Raw genomic sequence first — 18,101 nt, 5'->3', positions numbered from 1 at the left:
GCCCCTCCAGCGGGATCATGATCGTGCGTGCCCACAAAGTTACAGTGCCCCGACCACGGTTGGGAGAGTTTCGTGTGTTACGTCGTCGTTGGTCGAGCACACGAGCGCGGGTTCTGCCCCTCAGCTCATCGGTGGGGATCGGGAGGATCACGGTGGCCGGACGCATACCACCGACCCTAGCCGGACCACCCCGCTGTGCGTTGATCCACGTCCGTCAGACAGTGGTACGCGCTTGGCTCCCCGCGCCGGTCATTGCGGCGCGCAGGGCAGCTCGGACACGGGCAGCTCCTGCCGTTGCCACGACAGCTCTACCGCCGACCTCACTGGTTCGGGGTGCGAGGCCCGCGCAGGGGCGACAGATGCCGGGGCGGGGCACCGGGTCGTGGCACTTGGCGCACTCGGCGTACCAGGCCGCTTGCGGGCGCACGGGGGCCTGGACAGGCGGCATCTTGCGCTCAAGTCGGTTGCGGAGCACGCCGGTCGGTGAGTGGAGGGGGACGGGCAGGCCAGGGAGCAGGGCGCGGGTGAGGTCGGTGTGGGTCGCGCCGCGCTCCAGCCATTGGGCGACCAGGGGCGCGAGCGTGCGGGCTTCGGCCTCGCCGAGGTGGAGGCGGGGTTCGGGGCGGATCGCCCGGAACAGGGTGTCGACCGCCTCGCGGACCTGCTCGTCCGGCAGTACGGGGGCGTCCCCGGTTTCCTGGCGGACCTCCTCCCGCCCTCCCGGCGGCTCGGTCGCCTCGTCGGCGGTCGTCCCGCTGCTCACGGGGCCGGTGGGGCGGGAGGGTTCTTTGTACCGGTTCTTTGAAAGGGCGTCAGAGACGCCGGTGGCCGGTTCACCGGCGGCCGGACGGGTGGCACCCGGTGGCAACGGGAGCTGCGGGGTGTCGTAGACGTGGGCCTCGCTGACGATTCTGCCGTCGGGCATCCGGATCTTCTCGACCCGGTAGAAGCCGGCGTCGGTCAGCTCCTTGAGGGCCTTGCGGATCGCACCGCGTCCCTGGGGGCTGGTGTCGGCCATGTGCTGGCCGTCCTCACGCCAGCCGTCGGGGCGGGAGAGGAGGTCCGCGAGCAGGCCGCGGGCGGTGTAGGAGAGCTGCCGGTACTGCAGCATGGCGTTGGGCAGCACGGTGTAGTGGCGCGCGTGGGCGCTACGATGAACACGCATCGGGAGTTACAGCTCCTGGTGCCGGACCCCGGGGTGTTCCACCACCGCCGGGGTCGCCTGTTTTCGGTTTGACCACGGAACGTAGCACAACGCCCAGGCAAGCAAGGCGTGTTCATGCGAGCGGTCTTGATCACGTTCACTCGCCGAGGAGCACGACGCTCCGTCAGGAGCGGGTGGCCCCGTGTTCCAGGTATGCCGTCTCGGACTGTGCCCTCGCGGCGCAGGCGGCGTGGACGCGGCGGGCCAGGCGCGGGATGAGGACTTCGTCGAGCTGGTCGGTGGTGTGGAAGGCGTACTCGCCGATCTCCACCTGGTCGACGGTGACGTGGTCGAGTTCGTCGGCCGGGAGGATCCCGCCGTCGAAGACGAAGAGGAGCTTGTCGCCCTCGGCGGGGTGCGGTGCCCAGTCGGCGACGAGGAGGCGGCCGATCGGCGGGGTGATGCCGAGTTCCTCCCTGACCTCTCGGGCGGCGCCCTCGCTCGGGGTCTCCCCGGGGTGCAGGTAGCCGCCGGGGATCTCCCAGCCGGGCTTGTAGGTCGGCTTCACGAGCAGGACGCGGTCGTCCTCGTCGAAGAAGAGGACGCCAGCGGCGGTGCGGGGTTGGGCCACGACCTCTTCAGGCGGGGAGTCGCTCATGGCAACGACTGTAGTCGTCCGCTGCGGTCAGGCGACGATGCTGAGCCGTTGGGCGACGCCGACGAGCAAGTGGCTCGGCTTGCCTCGCTGTTGGCGGACCCAGGCGGTGACGAGGTGTCGCGGGATGAAGTGGTAGCGGACTTGCTCGGGGGCGAGTTCCTCGGCGTCCAGGACGAGGGCGAGCGCCTCGTCCATGCGGTTCTGCGCGCTGTAGGTGCGGGCGATTTCGAGCATGTGCCGGACGCGGCGTTCGAGCGGGAGGGTCGAGGAGTCCACGCGGGGGCCCTGGTCGGCGGCGATCTGGATGTCGCCGAGTTCCATCGCGGTCGAGATCCGGTGGATGGCCACGTTGGTGGGGCTGAAGGCCGTCCACATGTGATTGGCGTCGTGGCCGAGGCGCTGCGCGGCCCTGTTCACCTCGGCGAGGAACTCGCGGACGGTGCTGCGGTCCTCGGTCCTGGCGGCGGCCATCGACCCGACCAGGAAGAGGGCGCCGTAGATCGAGAGGTAGGTCGGGGAGGCGTCGTCGAGGCCGGCCTCCAGGTAGGTCGCGGAGTCCACGACCAGGTCGCGGGCAGCGGTAAGGCGCCCGTTGGTGAGCAGGCAGTCGGCTACGGCGAGTGGACCGTCCCCGCCTCCGCCACCTTGATCGGCGTCGGTCGCACCGCCGTCGAACAGATCCGCTCGATCACAGCGTGATCAGCACCCGTGCAGCGGCTCTGTTTCGGTCCCGGAAAATCCCCAACCGCCATGCGGAGCAGGGGAGTACCGTCCCTTCATGGCCGCAACCACCAGGTCCGAGCTGATCAGCCCTGCCACCCGGGTCGCCTTCCGATCGCACTGCACCGGCATCAACCTCCGGGACATCGCAGTGGCTTGGGAAGGGCAGGGCTTCGCGCCCGTCGCCCCGGACGAGCTGAACTACCAGGACACAGGAGCACGACGCTCCTCGTTCCAGTCCTACGCTCAGACGGTCGACTGGAGCGACCGCGGCCACGTGGAACGGGCGCTGTTGGTCTTCGAGGACCTGATGCGGGTCGCCCGGCGTGAGGAGTGGCAGGGCAAGTGGCTGGAGGACCTCACCGTCCCGCTGGGGCGGGACGGCCTGAGAGTTGACGAACGGGGCCGGATCCTCTGGAACAAGCCACCGGCTCGCACCCACGACCTCAGCGGTCTCCGCGACCCTTCGGGCATCCTCGTCGAGCTCGACCGCGTCCACCGCGACCTCTCCGACGACCCGGCCGGTGCCATCGGCAGCGCCAAGCAGCTGATCGAGGCCACCGCCAAGACAATCCTGCGCGAACGCGGCCTGCCCATCGATGAGAACGCCAAGATGCCCGTCCTGATCAAGCAGGCCCAGAAAGCCCTCGCTATGGACGCCTCCTCCGCCATCCCCGGCCCGGACGGCACCGACGCGGTCAAGAAGATCCTCGGTGGGGCGGCAGCCATCGCGATCGGGATCGCCGAGCTGCGCAACCGCGGCCACGGCCAGGCCAGTGCCCCGGCCGGTCTAGGCGTGCGGCACGCGCACCTTGCGGCCAACGCGGCGATCACCTGGTGCGAACTGATGCTCGACACCCTCCGCGACCCCGCCGCCCCCTGGCGTCAGACCGCTTCCGCGCCTCCCCCGCAGCCAGGGCATGCCGGGTCGTGACCGCGTCCGTCGGGCCTGACACTAGGGCACCGATACCCAACGCCGCCTCGGCTCCGCCCGATGTCGTCGCCTCGGTGTCCAATGGCCCCATGGACGACCCGCAGCCTCGAACGACGTGGCACCCGGTGAACGGCGGCGCCGAGGTCACCCTGGTCATGGAGACCCCGGCCGGTGCCTCCATCCGCCGCATATCCGACGCGCTGCCCCTGCCGCCCGACACCGACCCGGGCAAGAGCGCGGAACTGGCGACCCATGCGGCTGCGGCGATCTGGGGGCTGCCCGACTTCGTCTTCCATCCGTCGATGGCCGAGAAGGGCTCCGGCCGACGTGAGCTCGGTGACCGCGTCATTCTCACCGGTCGGCGCGGCTTGATCGTCCAGGTGAAGTGCCGCACCGTCGCCCCCAAACCCGACGAGGCCGAGCGGGCGTGGATCAACAAGGTCGTCGGCAAGGGCATGCGGCAGGCGAAGTGGACCGTGCGCACCCTCAACCTCGCGGCGGCCCAGATGGTCAACGGCCGGGGCCGCACGCTGACCGTGGCGGGAGACGCCTTCGAGTGGGCCGCCGTCCTGGAGCTCGACCACCCGCGCCTGCCCGACGCGACCGTGCCGGACTGGGAGCCCATCGGCATCCCCGCGATCGCCCTCACCCGGCGCGACTGGGACTTCCTCTTCGACCAACTGCCGCTCCCACCACCGCGGTGGTGGGAGCGGCAGTAACGCAACAGGGCCCCTCGTCGTTGCCGTGGTGTTCTCATGAGCTGCCCCGAGTTTCGTGGAGTACGCGATCGTGTGATCAATCGGTCTGCCTGGGCTGTCCGATCCAGCAGTCGATACAGACTTCTCACGCTCGCCACGGCAGTCTGGGACGCCGCCGGTGTCTGCCCCGCGGCGGCTGGTCAGCCGGTTCGATGTCGTCCGGTTCGATGTGCGTGATGGGCGTGGCCGGTTCGTCGCCGAGGAGGACGGAAGTCCAAACCCGTTCCTGGAGTTCGGCGATGCAGGGACCGCAGGCGAACATGGGCGCGTTCATTCCCGCGACGGTTGCCGGGCCGATCCACAGGACGCGGGTCCACCGCTGGCCGCAGTACAGCCAGCAGATCCCGTCCACCCAGGGGTTGCCGTCGTTCGTTCGCGCGGGCGCGGGCAGGCCGCCACGGGCGAACTCGGCAATGCCGGGGATCACGAGCACGTCTACGTCGAGCACTTGGAGGTCTCCGGTAGGTGGCCGCATGGTGGCGACCAGGACGGTCGGGCCCAGCGGGGATGGCGCCGGAGCAGGCTGGCCGAGGCAAGTCGGCTGCCGGCGGCACGGTCAGGACGGCTGCCGGACGTAGGCCAGGTGGGGTGCCCGGTCGAGGTCGAGGGTGAAGCCCTCGATATCGCCCGTGTCACCGGGCAGGGTGAGGCTGTAGCCGTTGCCCGCCCAGGTGGCCGGTCCGGCCGGGGTGAGACGGTCCGGAGTTCCGCGGCGCCACAGGTGGAGGGTGTCGCCAGTGCGGGTGAGCCGCAGGGCTCCCGGGACCTGGTCGCAGGTGAAACGGCCGACTTCATGGTGAGGCCAGCCGTCGTCGTCCTTGCTGTGGACTGCGGCGGTCTGGACCGTCCGTCGCGCGTGTTCGGCCGCCAGGGGCAGCAGCTCGTCCAGGTCCTGGCCAGGGTGCTGGTCCAGCGCGCGGAGCACAGCGGCTGCAGCGTGGTCGGAGGCCAGGTCGGTGTTGTTGGAGAGGCTGACGATCCGTAGGCCGTCGCGGGTGAGGTGGGTGGCGGCGGAGAAGCCGTGTTCGTGGCCGTAGTGGAAGACGGCGGTATTGCCGGGGCGGGGGGCGGCGTACAAGCCGGGGCCGTACAGATACGGCTCGCGGTCGGCCGTGCGGTAGCCGAGCGCCTCCTGCCAGGGCAGCGAGGCGCCGTCGTGCTGCCACTGCTGGTGGAGGTGGCCGAGCCAGCGGTCGAGGTCGCCTGCGGTGGTGAACAGGCTGCCGGGGCCGGGCAGGGCGGCGGGGGGTTGGGTGTGCTGCCAGCCGTTGTCGGAGGGTCGGTAGGCGGCTGCGGCACCGGGGACGACCTGGCGGGGGTCGCTCTGGAAGCCGGTGGCGTGCATGCCGAGCGGGTCGAAGATCTGGCGGCGGGCGAGGTCGGCCAGGTCGGTGCGGTGGACGGTCTCCAGGAGTTCGACCAGCAGGAGGTAGTTCGTGTTGCTGTAGAGGAACTGCCCTGCCGGGACGGCGCGTTCGCGCTGCCGGTAGGCAAGAGTCCGCAGGTCGGCTGCGGTGTAGTGGTCGAGGTCGCGCAGGCCGGCGAGGCCGAGCAGGGTTTCGGCGTCGCGCAGGCCGGAGGTGTGGGTGATCAGCTCGGCAACGGTCACGTCAGCGGGCTTCAGTTTGGGCAGCAGGTCGGCGGCGCTCTGGTGGAGGTGGATCAGGTTGTCGCGGGCCGCGAGCAGGACGAGGTGAGCGGTGATCTGCTTGGCGACGGAGCCGGTGTTGAAGGCGGTGTCCGGCCCGATCGGGACCTGGTGCTCGACGCTGGCCAGGCCGGTGTGCCAGAGCGCCGGTTCCCGGCCGGGGAGACGGACGAGCAGGGACAGGCCCGGGGCGGTGGGGCGGTCGGCGGTCACAGGGTGAGCGCCTGGCGGTGGACGGCGGCGAGGCGCTCGCGCAGGCCCTCGTCGCGGATGAGGTGGAGGGCGCGCGGGTGGTCGGCGGCGCTGGCGGCGAGGAGGTCGCGCTGCCGGTCGAGGTAGGCGGTCAGGAAGTGCCGCACGTCGCCGTCGGTGTGCTCCAGGACGCGGGCGGTGTACAGCATGGTGAGTGGGAAGGCCCAGCAGGCGTGCAGGAAGCCGAAGGCGGGCCGCACGCTCTGCTTCCACGGGGAGTAGAAGGCGGCCTGGTCGTCGATCTTGCTGCCGGTGGCGGTGAGGGCGTCGTTCAGCCAGTTGTGGCCGGCCTCGTGGATGAAGTCGCGGGCCAGCACGACGGGGTCGCCGACGTGGTCGAGGAAGACGGTGCCGGGCAGGCGGGTGATGGTCCAGCTGTCGAGGGTCTGGCCGAGCTGCTTGGTCCGCAGCAGGACGACCACGACGGCGTGCGCGGCCAGCAGGGTGCCGAAGCCGGTGTCGGCGGCGGTGATGAACGCGCCGGCCGCCAGGGTCCGCAGCGCGATCGGCGCGGGTTCGGTGCCGGGCCCGATCACGTAGTACGGGGTGTCCGAGATCGGGGAGCGGGGCAGGTCGGTGAGGTCGGGGGCGACGACGACGCGCGGACCGAGCACGGTGGGGGTGGAGTCGGCGGCGGCGTGCGGGTTGGCGGTGTACCAGTCGAAGGCGGTCCGCTCGCCCGAGCGGGCCGCGGCTTCAGCGCCTTCGAGGGCGTGGTGGGCCAGGCTGTAGTCGGCGGCGGGGCCGAGGCCCGTGGGCCGGGGCGGGGTCCCGGGGCTGAGGATCGTGTGGATCTTGGCGGCGCGCTCGTCGTGCAGGCGGCTGGTCGGCGGGAAGTCGAAGAGGCCGGGGGTGTCCACGTGCGGGCTCCTAACCAGGTGCAAAAGGGGCGGCCTGGGGCCGGGCCCGCCGCGGTCGGGTCCGGCCCCAGGTTGATTACCTCCGGCGTTCAGCGCGCCGAGCGGTCAGGGGTGTTCAGGCGATGTCGCCCTCGGCGGTCGGCCAGCCCTCGGCGGAGACGCTGGAGGTGTGGGCGGTGGTGCGGACGGTCTCGTCCTCGCCGCGCAGGTCCTCGACGTCGGCGAGGAACTCGGAGATGCGGTCGTTGTCCATGGGGTCCTTCTCCTTCTGAGCGAATCGGATGGTGCTGTTGCGTGCCCGCTGCGGTGGTGCGTGCTCGGGCACCGGGCGGTGCTCGCGCCCGGGTCACGGCGGCCTCCCGGTCAGTGCTGGACGGTGCGGGCGACGGTGCGGAGAGCGGCGGCGAGGTCGCTCATGGCGGGGCGGTCGTCGGCCTGCTCGGAGAGGGCTGCGACGACCAGGGTCCGCAGCACGGCGGGGATGAGGGCGAGGTTGGCGTGGCCGCCGAGGCGGGGGATGTCCGCGCACAGGTAGCGGTAGATCAGGACGGCGAGGCTGAACACGTCGGCGGACGGGCCGGCCTGGTGGTAGCCGGTGAGGTACTCGGGCGGCCAGTGAACCTCGGGTCCGCGGTGCTCGGGGCCGCGCGGGGTGGCCAGGCGGCGGGCGGCGCCGAGGTCGGTGATCAGGCCGCGGCCGCCGTGGATGAGGATGTTCTCCTGGTAGACGTCGCGGTGGACGATGCCGCGCTGGTGCAGGGCGCTCAGGCCCTCGGCGACGTCGGCGAGGATGTCCAGGCCCTCGTCGGTGTCCTTGCCCGAGGCCATGAGGGTGCGGAAGTTGCCGCCGTCGCACAGCGGCATGGTGTACCAGTCGAACCGCTCGCCGGTGCCGCACGCCAGCAGGGGGACGACGTGGTCGGTGCCGTCGGCGGCCTGGGTGAGGTCGGCCTCGTGGCGGAAGTCCTCGCGGGCCAAGGCGCGTTCGGCGTCGGTCATCTGCGCGTACCAGTAGAAGCCGTAGGCGGCGCTTCGCTGGTCGGCGGGGAGTTCGGCCAGGACGTGGTTGGAGCCGAAGCCGGCCTTCAGCACGACAGGCTGCCGGCCGTCGCGGTGGGCGGTGACCAGGGTGCTGGCGCGGGTGAAGGCGAGCAGCTCGCTCACCTGCCAGCCGTCCGTGCGGAGTTGGTCGAGGACCCAGGCGGCGGGGTGAAGGGGGTTCAGGTTCATCGGCTCGCTTCTTCAGGCGGACGGGTGGTGGCGGTCAGATGGGCGAGGCAGTCGGCGGCCAGTTGGTCGAGGTCGTCCTTGGTGGTGCACGGCCGCTGCCAGACCTCCAGGCCGGTGCAGCGGGTCCAGGCGGTGGCGGCCTGCGGGTAGAGGTCGGCGAGACGGGCGGCGGCCTCGGGGCGGTCGGTGAAGCGTGGGGCGCTCTCGCGGCCGGCGAGGCGGGCCTGGCACAGGTCGGGCTCGGTGGTCAGCAGGACGGTCAACTGCGGGCGGGCCCGGTGTTGTTGGGCGAGGCACTCGACGTACTCGGCGACCGGGCGCCGGTGGACCAGGGCGAGCAGGCAGGCGGTGGACAGGCTGAGCCGGTCGGCGACCACCGGGCCGCGGGCGAGCGCGGGGGCGAGGTTGAAGCGGGCGTGGAGTGCGAGGTCCCAGCAGGCCGCTTCGACGGCTTCCTCCGGGTCGGCGGCCGGTTCGCCGGCCCGCAGCCGCACCAGGGTGCGGGTGGCGGCGAGGGAGAGCCAGGAGAACTGGCCGGTGTGGTCGAGCACGACGCCGCCGGTGCGGGCGTCGGCGAGGAGCCGGTCTCGCAGGGTGCTCTTGCCGGCGCCGGGTAAGCCTTCCAGGGCCATGAGCACGGCGGTCACCTCGCCGGTTCGTCGGCGGCGAGCCAGCTGATGAACTTCGCACACCGTCCGGCGGTCACTGGCAGGGTGCCGTGGGCGAGTTGGGAGCCGTAGAGCAGCGCGGTGCCCGGTGCGGGATCGACGGACCAGCGGGTGCGGGGCATCTGCTGGAACCAGGCTGCGGAGTTGTCGGCGCCGTCGTGGGCCAGCCACATGCCCTCGGCGTAGCCGTTGGCGGCCGGGTCGGGGGCCTGGCGGTACCAGAGCCGGTCGCTGGAGGCGGTCTCGACGTAGAAGTCACCTCCGGCGTCGGCCGCCATGATGACGACGCTGATGCCGGCGATCTGGCGGGGCCAGGCGAGCGGGTCGGGCGCGATACCGTCGAGGTGGCTGGTGATGTGCTGCCCCGCGCCATACTCGACGTACGTCCACGGGCGGCAGACGGTGATGGAGGGCATGACCCTGGCCAGAGCCGGGCGGGCGCGGTCGAACGCATCCTGGAGGATCTTCTCCGCCTCGGCGGGGATGCCGAGGATCTCGATGCGTCCGGCGGGTTCGTAGACGGCCATCGCCTGCTCGTGGCTGTGGCCGGGGATCTCGTGGATGGAGGTTCGGCGCTCGTCGCCGAAGCGGATGGCGTCGGCGGCGGCCAGGACGTCGTCCATCAGGGTGGTGAGGTCGAGCCGCTCGGTGGGGTCGAGGAAGTTCTCGATGCTGCCGACGCCGACGGTCTCGGCTATGTGGATCACGGTGTGGGCCTCCTGGTGTCGAGGACGCGGCGGATGTCGTCAAAGTCGGTGCAGTGGTTGAGCCAGCTGACGACCGGGCTGCCGCCGACGGCCAGCGGGTCGCGCCACAGGGCGAGGAGTTCGCCGGTCAGCGGCAACTCGTCCGTGCCGGGTAGCAGCCAGGCACCGGCCTTCTCGCCGACGTGGGCCGCGGGGCATGGTGCGTGGTGCTGGTATACGAAGACGCGGGTCAGCCGGGCAGCGGCGGCCTCCCGGCACGCCTGCCGCATCGGGCCGTGGGGTTCAGGCCGCCGGTAGGCGCGGTGTTCGGCGGCCAGCCACGCCTCCGCGACGGCGGCGGCCGAGTCCGCGACGCGGCACGTCGCACAGCAGGTGGCCCCGTGCGAGGGACACCGCCCGACGCTGGTGCCGAGGGTGGTGGCGACCTCGTCGAGGACCGCCCACGCGGTGCCTGCCAGTAGCCCGCCCGTGTCCGGCCGCACCGTCCGCACCGGGCTGCGGTGGTTGCAGCACATCTCGCCGACGGTGGCGGCCGGGGGCGGGACGAGGACGGGTTCAACGAACAGCGCGTGGAAGTAGACGATCCGGCCGAGGAGTTGGTGAACGGCCACCTCGTCGCCGGGCTTCATCCAGCCACCGCCGTGGACGCGGCACCGGCCGGGGCCGGCAGCGGGCAGGAGCACGCGGTGCCCGCCGGGCGCTCGACCTCCAGTGCCGTGGCCAGGGCACTGGCGGCGGCGTCGAGGCCGGCGAAGTAGGCGTCCCAGTCCTGGTGGTGGTCCGGGTGGAGGCTGAGGTCGAGCACCGGGACGGTGGCGCCGGAGGTCTCGCAGGTCAGCTCGGAGCGGGCAACGCGGACCTCGAATCCGGCGGGCAGCGCGGAGGCGACGGCGGTGGCCGCGCGGCACAAGGCCGCGGCGGTGCGGGCGTACTCGGCGCGGTCACGCGGCAGCAGACCGACCCGCAGTTCGGCCGGGTCCAGGTCCAGGCCGCCGTACGGGTGGCCCTGGCAGCTGTCGTAGGTGATCAGACCCCAGCCGGTGGTGAGGACGTCGACCAGTGGCCAGACGCGCGCTTCGATCGCCTCGCGCCACTTCGGGTGGGCGGGGTCGAGGTCGTCGGCCTCGTGGACGCCGGGCAGGCCGACGGTGTTGATGTTGCCGTGCTCGCTGGCGTGCAGCCGCACCTCGGCGCGGAAAGCAGCGGGGTCGTCCCAGCGGGCGGTGAAGGCGTTCACGTCGCGCATGCTGTTCGGGCTGCGGGGGTGCCAGCGAAGCATCTGGCACCAGGCGCCCTCGGGGTGGGCGGGCTGGGCGAGGAGTGCGGCGATGCCGTCGACCAGGCGCATCCGGTGGTCGCAGTAGGCGTCGTCGTCCACGGCCGGGTCCTGGCGCCAGCGGGTGGCGATGCAGCCGCCACCGCAGGTGCTGCGGTAGTCGCAGCCCGCGCACTTGGCCATCAGCGCCTTGCCCTGGTCCAGCAGCAGGTTGCCCTGCTGGAGGCGGACCACCTCGTCCTGGCCGGTGATCTCGTCGAGCCGGCCCAGGCGGGCCTGAGGCCACGGCAGTTCGTCGCAACTGCCGAACCGGTTGTCCGGGTAGAGGGTGAAGACGTGGTCGCACTTGAGGTCGGAGAAGTGGCAGAAGCCGCTGCCCAACCCGCGCAGACGCCGGATCGTGGAGACGGCCGGCTCTAGCTTGATCCGGGTGAAGTGCCCGGCGCCGATCCAGTGGGCGGTGACGGCGAGTACGAACTGAGCGTACTCGTTCGGGTGGATCGCCCACGCCGGCCCGCCCTCCCCGGTAAGGGCGGCCTGCTGGAGCAGGCGGCTGGCCGGGACGCGACGGGTCTTGGCCGTGGTCGGGCGGCGGATGGCGGTGTCGAAGCAGGGGACGAAGCTGACCGCGTTGACCGCGGTGAAGCCGGCCAGATGGTCCAGCACCTGCTCGGCCCGGCCCAGCACGGCCGGGGTCACGGCGGCGATGACGCCGACCTTGCGGCCCCGCTCGCCCAGCAGCTGAAGGGCAGCCGCGACGCGCGGGTAGACGGGCCGGCCGTCATAGCCGATGCGCCACGCGTTGCCCTCGGCGTCGCCGTCGAGGGAAACGCCGATCTGCAGCTGCGGGCAGAGCTCGTCGAAAAGGTCGAGCCACGCGGCGTCGAGCTGGACGCCGTTGGTCTGCATCGACACGCGCACCACCTGCGGCTGGGCGGCGAGTTCGCGCAGGACATCGGAGATCGCGTCGCGGCCGGCGGTCAGCGGCTCCCCGCCGTGGAGCTCAACGGCGAGCGGACGGCCCCGGAAGATCCGGGCCAGCTGCCCGACCTGGTCGGCGCCGACCCGGGCTCCGCCGGGAACCTCCTTGCGCTTCTCGTAGCAGTAGAGGCAGTCGACGTCACAGGTCTCCCCGCGCAGCTTGACGATCACCGACACCGCCGTACTGGTGTCCTCGGGCTGAAGGCTCCGGTAGAGCCGGTCGATCGGGTGGTGCTGTTCGGTGGTGCGGTGCATCGGCTGCCTCCCTGCTGCCGTGACCGGGTGGATTAGTCGGACAGGCGTCCCAGCAGGGCGCCCTGGCCGGACTGGAGGATGTGCGCGGCCTCCAGCGGAATCCAGAAGCACTCGAAGTGGGTGGGCTCCTGCTCGCCGTCGTGGTCCTCCTGGCTCATCCACCGCTCCTCGGTGGGCTCGGTGAGCTCCAGCTGGAAGACGTGCCGCCGCTGGATCTCGAACCGGTACGGGCTGATGTCGTACTCGGTCTCGCCGAGCTTGCGCACGATCTTGAAGTCGTTCAGGCCGGTCTCCTCCCGGGCCTCGCGCAGCGCGGCGGCCTCCGGGGTCTCGCCGGGGCGGATGCTGCCGGCTGGGACCTGGATGCCGACCTCCTCGTAGGAGTAGTCGGTGTGCCGGAACACCAGCAGCCGCCCGTCGCGCACGACGTAGACGAGAACCTTCTCCTTGGTGACCTTCTCGGGCATCGGAACAACCTCCACGTGGTTGGGAATGATCGTTGGGAGCTCACGGGACCGCGGCTCCAATCCCTGGGCCCGGCCGATGAGGCCGAGCTGGGAACCCACGAGTTTAAGTCCGCTGAGTATTCGTCAAATCGCTTTCTTCTGACCGCTCCGGGGGAAATCTGACTGTTGCGGGCAGAGCGATCGACCCCTCGTTCGACAAGTGCAGACCTCGAACCGCCCACCGCGAACAACACGTTGTGCGACTAGGCTGGCGCTGATGGTGACCATGCCGGTACGTCCTGGCACTGCCCCGACCCTGAACTTTCACCGAACTTCGGCCCCCTGCCAGCCGGAACCGTGCCTCGCCCCTCGGTGGCCGGTGCCATGCTTGGCGCCATGGCGGAACTGAACGGAAGCCCGATCAGCCTGGACCACCTCCAGGCCCTTGCCCTGACGAACTACGGGCACTTCACCTCGATCCGTGTCGAGAGCGGCCGCGTGCGCGGCCTCGCCCTCCACCTGGCGCGCCTGGCCCGTGACTGCCGCGCCGTCTTCGACACCGACCTCGACCTCGACCGCGTCCGGGACTTCGCCCGCCGCGCCGTACCGTCCTCCGGGGACTGCGTGGTCCGGGTGACGGTCTTCGATCCCGCCCTCGACCTCGGGCACGTCGGCAACGACGCCCACCCGCACGTACTGGTGACCACCCGTCCTGCCGGACCGCTGCCCCTCCCTGCCATGCGCGTTCAGTCCGTGGTCTACACCCGTGACCTGCCGGCCGTGAAGAGCGTCGGCCTCTTCGCCTCGCTCCACCACCGCCGTGACGCCCAGCGGGCCGGCTTCGACGACGCGCTCTTCACCGACGCAGAGTCGGTGATCTCCGAGGGCGGCACCTGGAACGTCGGCTTCATCAGGGGGGACCAGGTCGTCTGGTCGGACGCCGAGTGCCTGGTCGGCACCACGATGGAGTTGCTGCGCCAGGCCCACCCGTCGTCGACCGCGACCGTCCGGCTCCGCGATCTCGCCGGCTTCGACGCCGCTTTCGCCACCAACATCGGCATCGGTGTCCGGGCGATCAGCGCGGTGGACGGCACAGCCTTCCCGGACACACACCCCGTGATCGAAGAACTCCGAAAGGAGTACACGGAACTCCCGCTCGATCTACTCTAGTTGGCTCCGGCGAGGGGACGCCGGACGCGAAGGGGTGGGGTGGAGGGGCCGCGTTGGCGACCGTAGAGGTGTGGACCGGAGCCGAGGTCAAGGCGCTTCGGCAGGCGAAGCGGATGAGCATCGAGGCGTTCGCCTGCCACCTCGGCATCAGCGACCGCATGGTGTCGAAGTGGGAGGCGCGGGGCGCCGACATCACGCCCAGGCCGGTCAACCAGGCCGCACTGGACACGTCGCTCGCGGCGTCCGGCCCCGAGGTCCACGAGCGCTTCGTGCGCCTGACCGGCGCCTCGGCCGTCGTCCTCTCCGACCAACCCACGGAGAGCGAACACGCCCTGCCCCGGCAGCACCAGATCAGGCACCCCGGCGACGGTAAGCGAATGGCGCTCGTCGAAGCCGGGGTGTTCCTCGCCGGCCCCGAGAAGACGCCGATCTGGCTGCCGGACTTCTACATCGACGTCTTCCCGGTCACGAACTCGGACTTCTCCCGCTTCGTCGCGGCCACCGGCCACCCGGCTCCGCGCCACTGGCCGAAGGGGAAGTGCCCGGACGCGCTGTTCGACCATCCCGTCGTGTTCGTCACCTGGCACGACGCCGCCGCGTACGCACTCTGGGCGGGCAAGCTGCTGCCGACCAGTCACCAGTGGGAGAAGGCTGCCCGCGGGCCCCGGGGTGACGTGTACCCCTGGGGTGATCAGCCGACCCCGGCCAAGTGCAACAGCCGGGAGGGCGGTATCGGCCGGACGACCCCGGTCAGTCGCTTCCACAGCGGGGTCAGCGCGTACGGCGTCTACGACCTGTGCGGCAACACCTGGGAGTGGTGCGCGGACGAATCCGAACCGGGACGGCGCGAGCTGAAGGCCGGCGCGTTCACCAGCCCCTTCGCCCGGGCGACGCCGTCCGCCTTCAACGACGCCGACACGACCATGCTCGACGACGACACCGGCTTCCGATGTTGTTTCGTGGACGGCGCGCCGGGCTGAGCCGAGGCTCTTGCGGTGGCGACTGTGCGGGGCGCCGACCTGTGTACCCGTTAATTCCACGTGGTGCCGGCGAGCAGGCGTCGAATCCCAGAGCCGTCATGGCGTCGTCGAAGTTCTCCCACTCGTGTTCGGGTTCAGTGAAGTGCTGGTCGAAGTAGGCGCGGGTGAGGTCGGGTTCCTCCCACTCGTGCGCGCAGCGCCAGCGGACGAAGACCTGGTGGAGGACGTTGAGCAGGAGCCAGTCGCGGCGGGCGTGGCAGTGGGCGCAGGTGATGGGGATGCCGCGGGCGTCGAGTTCGGCGGGGTGAGGGACGACGCGGACGACGGGGTGCTGGGGCTCAGGGTTGTGGAAGTCGGGTTCGTAGTCGGTCATGCGGTCCCTTCCGACACGGTGGTGTGGTGCAAGGGAGCACAAGACGTGCGGCGGTCGGGAAGTTCCCGACCGCCGCTGAAGACATCACATCGACACCCTGGCCATGGAGTTGACGGGCCAGGGTGCCGGTGAAGGTCACTCCTCGCTGGGTGCGAAGAGCCAGCCGTCCGGGGCGACGATGTCGAGCAGGCGCTCGTACTCGGTGCGGTCTTGCTCGGTCATGACGGCGGCGGCGACGGCGGCCGTGCTGTCCGCCGGGAGCACGGCGAAGTACCGGTGCAGGAGGGCGATGACGGCCTGGGTGGCGTCAGCTATCTCGCGGTCGCGTTCGATCTTGCGGTCCCGCAGCCAGCAGAACGTTTCGCACTCCTCCCGGGTGGCGCCGAGGACGGTGGCCTGCTCCTTCCTGGTGAAGGGGCGGCCGTCGCTGTGGGACCAGGTATTGGTGTCGGGGCGGTACTTGAAGTCCGCGTCGAACAGCAGGTCCATGACGTCGGTGCGGTAGTCGGACTGGGCCAAGGTGGTGAAGCTCCTTACGGGAGGGGTCAGCGCCGGTGGGGGGGCCGGCTGTGAGGTGGTGGGTGGGAGTGCGGCTGTCGGGGTGGGGGCGGTTCCCGAGGTGCCAGGAGAGCTGTGGGGCTGGTGTGTTGGGGTAGGTGGAGTGGTGGTGCGGCCGGTGGCGCTCCTGGACAGTGCCGCGTTCGTGCGGCGGTCCTCGGGCGTGACCGCTCGTCCGGGGGCGGGGAGGGCGGTGTCGCGGCGGATGCGCCAGGTGAGCACCGCGGCGGCGGAGTCGGCGCTGGCGAGTTCGCGCCGCCCGGTGGCGTGGGCGAGCAGGGTGTTGGGGTCGTGGCCGGCTGCTTCGGCTTCGGCGAGGGTGGCGGCGAGGGCTGCCCAGCCGTCCTTGTCGGCGAGCACCCGCGCGGCTTGGTCGGCCGGTAGCGCGTGGCGGAGCGCTGCCGCCTGCCGGTCCCGGACTTCCCCGGGTAGGCGTTCGCCTTCGAGGGAGAGGTGGGCGATCGGTCGTCCGGCGTGCCTGCCGTAGGCGGTGCGCAGGTGGTCGGCCGTGGTGCGGGCGGCGTCGGCCTGGTGCCGGTGGCCTTGGACTGCATGCCACTTGGCTACGAGGACAGTGAGGAGGATCAGGCTGGACAGGATCGTGGCGGCGGCCGCGCCCTCTTCGCCTCGGCCGCCGGTGGGGCCGGTGTAGAGGAGTTCGCGGGCGGCGGAGCGCATCGCGCGCAGGTCGGCTCGGGAGGCGCGGGTGCGGGAGACAGCGGTGTATTCGAGGGCACGGGCGGCGTGGTTGATCTCCTTGCGGGACAGGACGGGGCTGGTGAGGGCGAGGGCGTCGAGGGCTTCGATGCCGCCGCTGACCACGGCGGCGACCTGGACGGCGTCCGGGGCGTCGTCGAGGATGCGGACGGCGTGGTCGACAGTTGCGCTGGCCCGGTACCGGGCCGCGACCGGTGAGCTGGTGGTGGGCAGGTCGGTGCCAGTAACGAAGCGGGCGTGGATCTGCGGGCGGGTGAGGTCGGCGGCGAGCTTGCTCCCCGAGAACCACACCGGCCCGGTGCCGTCGCCAGCGGCGAGGGCGAACTTGTAGCCGGTCACGTCCCCGGACGGCGCCCGCCGCACGCCCAACAGCACACCCTGGGCGGCGAGGCCGGCGGCGAACTCCTCCTCGCTCGCGGCCCCGGCCAAGGCACGGCGCACGGAGGTGCGCAGCCGGTCGCGGTCGCTGGTCTCCTTGCCCTGGCGCTGGGCCTTGCGCAGCTCCGCGCCGGTGGCGCGTTTGGGGACCGCGGCCCGGTAGGCGCGGGTGCGGGTGTCGGCGAGGCTCTTGAGCCCGTGCTGCCTTTCTATCGTGGTGAGTTCGGCTTCGACGCGGTACTGGTCGCCGCGCAGGCGGGCCTGGGTCAGGTCGGCACGGACGGTGGTGGCGAGGATGTGGATGTGGTCGTCAGCGTGGCGGACGGCGATCCAGCGACAGGCGTCCGGGTCGCCGTCGGGGGCGATGCCGGCGGCGGCCACGACGCGGCGGGCGACGGCGGCCCAGTCGTCGTCGGTGAGGATCCGGTCGGTCGGGTCGGCACGGACCATACGGTGGTAGACGTGGCTCTTGATCTTGCGGCCGTACTGGACGACGTGCAGGTCGAGGGCATCGCGGAGCTGCGCGAGAGTGGAGTGCGGGTCACGGCCGGGGTCGGGGACGAAACCGTCCCAGGACGCGACGAGATGCGGGTCGGTGTGCTCGTTCGCCCGGCCCGGCCCGTACAGGTAGCGGAGCGCGCCGAGGGTGTTGCTGCCGTGGACGGCCTTGCTGATCAACGGCGCTTCGCCTTCGCCAGCTCCATCGCCACCCGGTCGACCTCCGCGATGACCAGGCGTCCCGCGTCGAACGCGGCACGGACGGCGTCGGCGGCGTCCCGGACGTCGGCGGGCCGCAGGTCGATGCCCGAGTTGTACTCGCGGGCGAGCTGGTTGAGGTTGCTGGCCGCGCCGGCGGACTGGCGCCGCACCAGCCGCAGCTCGTCGATCGCCTCGTCCAAGCTCACGTCTCGACCACCCGGCCCCAGGCCTGCGTCGGTGAGGGCCTTGCGGGCGAGGTAGTGCGCGACGGTCAGGTTCTCGGAGGCGGCCCACCGCTCGATCTCCCGCTTCGTCTCGGAGCTGACGCGGAAGGAGACCTTGGCGAGCCTCGGATTCTCGTCGTCACGGCGACGGCGCTTCGGCGAACGATGGGCGTCGGCACGGTCAGCACTGAGCGCTACATCGGTAGGTGACGGCTCGTAGGCGACGGTGGGCTTCTCCAGGAGTGCCGCGCCCTCGCGGTGCTCCTCCGGTGTTGTCGAGCGCGCCCCCGCGCCCGGCAGCACCGCCTCGTCCGCGCCCTCCTGGGCGTGGGCGTCCGCGTCCGGACCCCGATCAGGGGTCCGGACGCACTCGCTTGCTCCGCTGTTGGCCTGGAGGGGGTCAACTCCGTTGCGGCCAAGGGAGCTTACAGGGCTGCCGTGCTGGTCGTTGAAGGGCTGGCGGGT

Annotated in this window: 19 protein-coding genes; 4 read left to right on the top strand and 15 right to left on the bottom strand. The window is 71.4% G+C overall.

Going from position 1 to position 18,101, the window contains the following annotated elements; genetic code table 11:
- Nucleotides 1-214: 214 nt before the first annotated feature.
- From ACIP60_RS32915 to ACIP60_RS32905, 3 genes are all read right to left on the bottom strand, one after another.
- A complete protein-coding gene (locus ACIP60_RS32915) occupies nt 215-1,165 on the bottom strand; it encodes a hypothetical protein (RefSeq protein ID WP_400691677.1) in 951 nt (316 codons plus the stop codon).
- A 163-nt stretch (nt 1,166-1,328) separates the two neighbouring features.
- Complete coding sequence (locus ACIP60_RS32910; protein WP_400691674.1) at nt 1,329-1,802, bottom strand: NUDIX domain-containing protein; 474 nt, start codon at nt 1,800-1,802, stop codon at nt 1,329-1,331.
- Nucleotides 1,803-1,829: 27 nt separating this feature from the next.
- Nucleotides 1,830-2,363 carry a hypothetical protein gene (locus ACIP60_RS32905; RefSeq protein WP_400691671.1) on the bottom strand — a complete coding sequence of 178 codons (534 nt, stop codon included), beginning with the start codon at nt 2,361-2,363 and terminating at the stop codon, nt 1,830-1,832.
- Nucleotides 2,364-2,580: 217 nt separating this feature from the next.
- Between ACIP60_RS32905 and ACIP60_RS32900 the strand changes: the two genes are divergently transcribed.
- Both ACIP60_RS32900 and ACIP60_RS32895 read left to right on the top strand, forming a co-directional pair.
- On the top strand, nt 2,581-3,456 hold the full coding sequence (locus tag ACIP60_RS32900; protein WP_400691668.1) for an abortive infection family protein: 876 nt from the start codon (nt 2,581-2,583) through the stop codon (nt 3,454-3,456).
- An 89-nt stretch (nt 3,457-3,545) separates the two neighbouring features.
- Nucleotides 3,546-4,175: a hypothetical protein gene (locus ACIP60_RS32895; protein WP_400691665.1), complete on the top strand. Its 630-nt coding sequence runs from the start codon at nt 3,546-3,548 to the stop codon at nt 4,173-4,175.
- Between the two features lie 124 nt (nt 4,176-4,299).
- Here the strand turns inward: ACIP60_RS32895 and ACIP60_RS32890 are convergent, their stop codons facing one another.
- The 10 genes from ACIP60_RS32890 to ACIP60_RS32845 form a co-directional block, all read right to left on the bottom strand.
- Nucleotides 4,300-4,662 carry a hypothetical protein gene (locus ACIP60_RS32890; protein ID WP_400691662.1) on the bottom strand — a complete coding sequence of 121 codons (363 nt, stop codon included), beginning with the start codon at nt 4,660-4,662 and terminating at the stop codon, nt 4,300-4,302.
- A gap of 108 nt (nt 4,663-4,770) precedes the next feature.
- On the bottom strand, nt 4,771-6,075 hold the full coding sequence (locus ACIP60_RS32885) for a serine hydrolase domain-containing protein (RefSeq protein WP_400691659.1): 1,305 nt from the start codon (nt 6,073-6,075) through the stop codon (nt 4,771-4,773).
- The gene (locus ACIP60_RS32880) at nt 6,072-6,974 is read right to left on the bottom strand and encodes an aKG-HExxH-type peptide beta-hydroxylase (protein WP_400691657.1); all 903 of its coding nucleotides are present in this window, start codon (nt 6,972-6,974) and stop codon (nt 6,072-6,074) included. Before ACIP60_RS32880 ends, ACIP60_RS32885 begins: the two co-directional genes overlap by 4 nt.
- Nucleotides 6,975-7,089: 115 nt before the next feature.
- Nucleotides 7,090-7,227: a hypothetical protein gene (locus tag ACIP60_RS32875; protein ID WP_400691654.1), complete on the bottom strand. Its 138-nt coding sequence runs from the start codon at nt 7,225-7,227 to the stop codon at nt 7,090-7,092.
- 110 nt (nt 7,228-7,337) lie between these two features.
- A complete protein-coding gene (locus ACIP60_RS32870; RefSeq protein WP_400691651.1) occupies nt 7,338-8,204 on the bottom strand; it encodes a protein kinase in 867 nt (288 codons plus the stop codon).
- Nucleotides 8,201-8,851: an AAA family ATPase gene (locus ACIP60_RS32865; RefSeq protein ID WP_400691649.1), complete on the bottom strand. Its 651-nt coding sequence runs from the start codon at nt 8,849-8,851 to the stop codon at nt 8,201-8,203. Before ACIP60_RS32865 ends, ACIP60_RS32870 begins: the two co-directional genes overlap by 4 nt.
- Nucleotides 8,848-9,579: a hypothetical protein gene (locus ACIP60_RS32860; RefSeq protein WP_400691646.1), complete on the bottom strand. Its 732-nt coding sequence runs from the start codon at nt 9,577-9,579 to the stop codon at nt 8,848-8,850. The genes ACIP60_RS32865 and ACIP60_RS32860 overlap by 4 nt, the downstream gene beginning before the upstream one ends.
- Nucleotides 9,576-10,208: a hypothetical protein gene (locus ACIP60_RS32855; protein ID WP_400691643.1), complete on the bottom strand. Its 633-nt coding sequence runs from the start codon at nt 10,206-10,208 to the stop codon at nt 9,576-9,578. Before ACIP60_RS32855 ends, ACIP60_RS32860 begins: the two co-directional genes overlap by 4 nt.
- The gene (locus tag ACIP60_RS32850; RefSeq protein ID WP_400691640.1) at nt 10,205-12,091 is read right to left on the bottom strand and encodes a radical SAM protein; all 1,887 of its coding nucleotides are present in this window, start codon (nt 12,089-12,091) and stop codon (nt 10,205-10,207) included. Before ACIP60_RS32850 ends, ACIP60_RS32855 begins: the two co-directional genes overlap by 4 nt.
- A 32-nt stretch (nt 12,092-12,123) precedes the next feature.
- Entirely contained in the window at nt 12,124-12,558 is a 435-nt protein-coding gene (locus ACIP60_RS32845; protein ID WP_400691637.1) for an NUDIX domain-containing protein, read from the bottom strand.
- Between the two features lie 375 nt (nt 12,559-12,933).
- On the opposite strand from ACIP60_RS32845, the gene ACIP60_RS32840 reads away from it, so the two are divergent.
- Complete coding sequence (locus tag ACIP60_RS32840; RefSeq protein ID WP_400691634.1) at nt 12,934-13,707, top strand: aminotransferase class IV family protein; 774 nt, start codon at nt 12,934-12,936, stop codon at nt 13,705-13,707.
- 53 nt (nt 13,708-13,760) lie between these two features.
- Complete coding sequence (locus tag ACIP60_RS32835) at nt 13,761-14,687, top strand: SUMF1/EgtB/PvdO family nonheme iron enzyme (RefSeq protein ID WP_400691631.1); 927 nt, start codon at nt 13,761-13,763, stop codon at nt 14,685-14,687.
- 508 nt (nt 14,688-15,195) lie between these two features.
- On the opposite strand, the gene ACIP60_RS32830 is transcribed toward ACIP60_RS32835, so the two are convergent.
- On the bottom strand, nt 15,196-17,391 hold the full coding sequence (locus ACIP60_RS32830; protein ID WP_400691627.1) for a relaxase/mobilization nuclease domain-containing protein: 2,196 nt from the start codon (nt 17,389-17,391) through the stop codon (nt 15,196-15,198).
- Complete coding sequence (locus ACIP60_RS32825) at nt 17,388-17,939, bottom strand: hypothetical protein (protein ID WP_400691624.1); 552 nt, start codon at nt 17,937-17,939, stop codon at nt 17,388-17,390. Before ACIP60_RS32825 ends, ACIP60_RS32830 begins: the two co-directional genes overlap by 4 nt.
- Between the last annotated feature and the right edge of the window lie 162 nt (nt 17,940-18,101).

The sequence above is a fragment of the Kitasatospora sp. NPDC088783 genome (genome assembly GCF_044750705.1).
In the GTDB taxonomy this organism is placed as follows: domain Bacteria; phylum Actinomycetota; class Actinomycetes; order Streptomycetales; family Streptomycetaceae; genus Kitasatospora; species Kitasatospora fiedleri.
The sequence above is the reverse complement of the archived record's forward strand: the minus strand, read 5'-3'. Positions and strand labels throughout refer to the sequence as shown.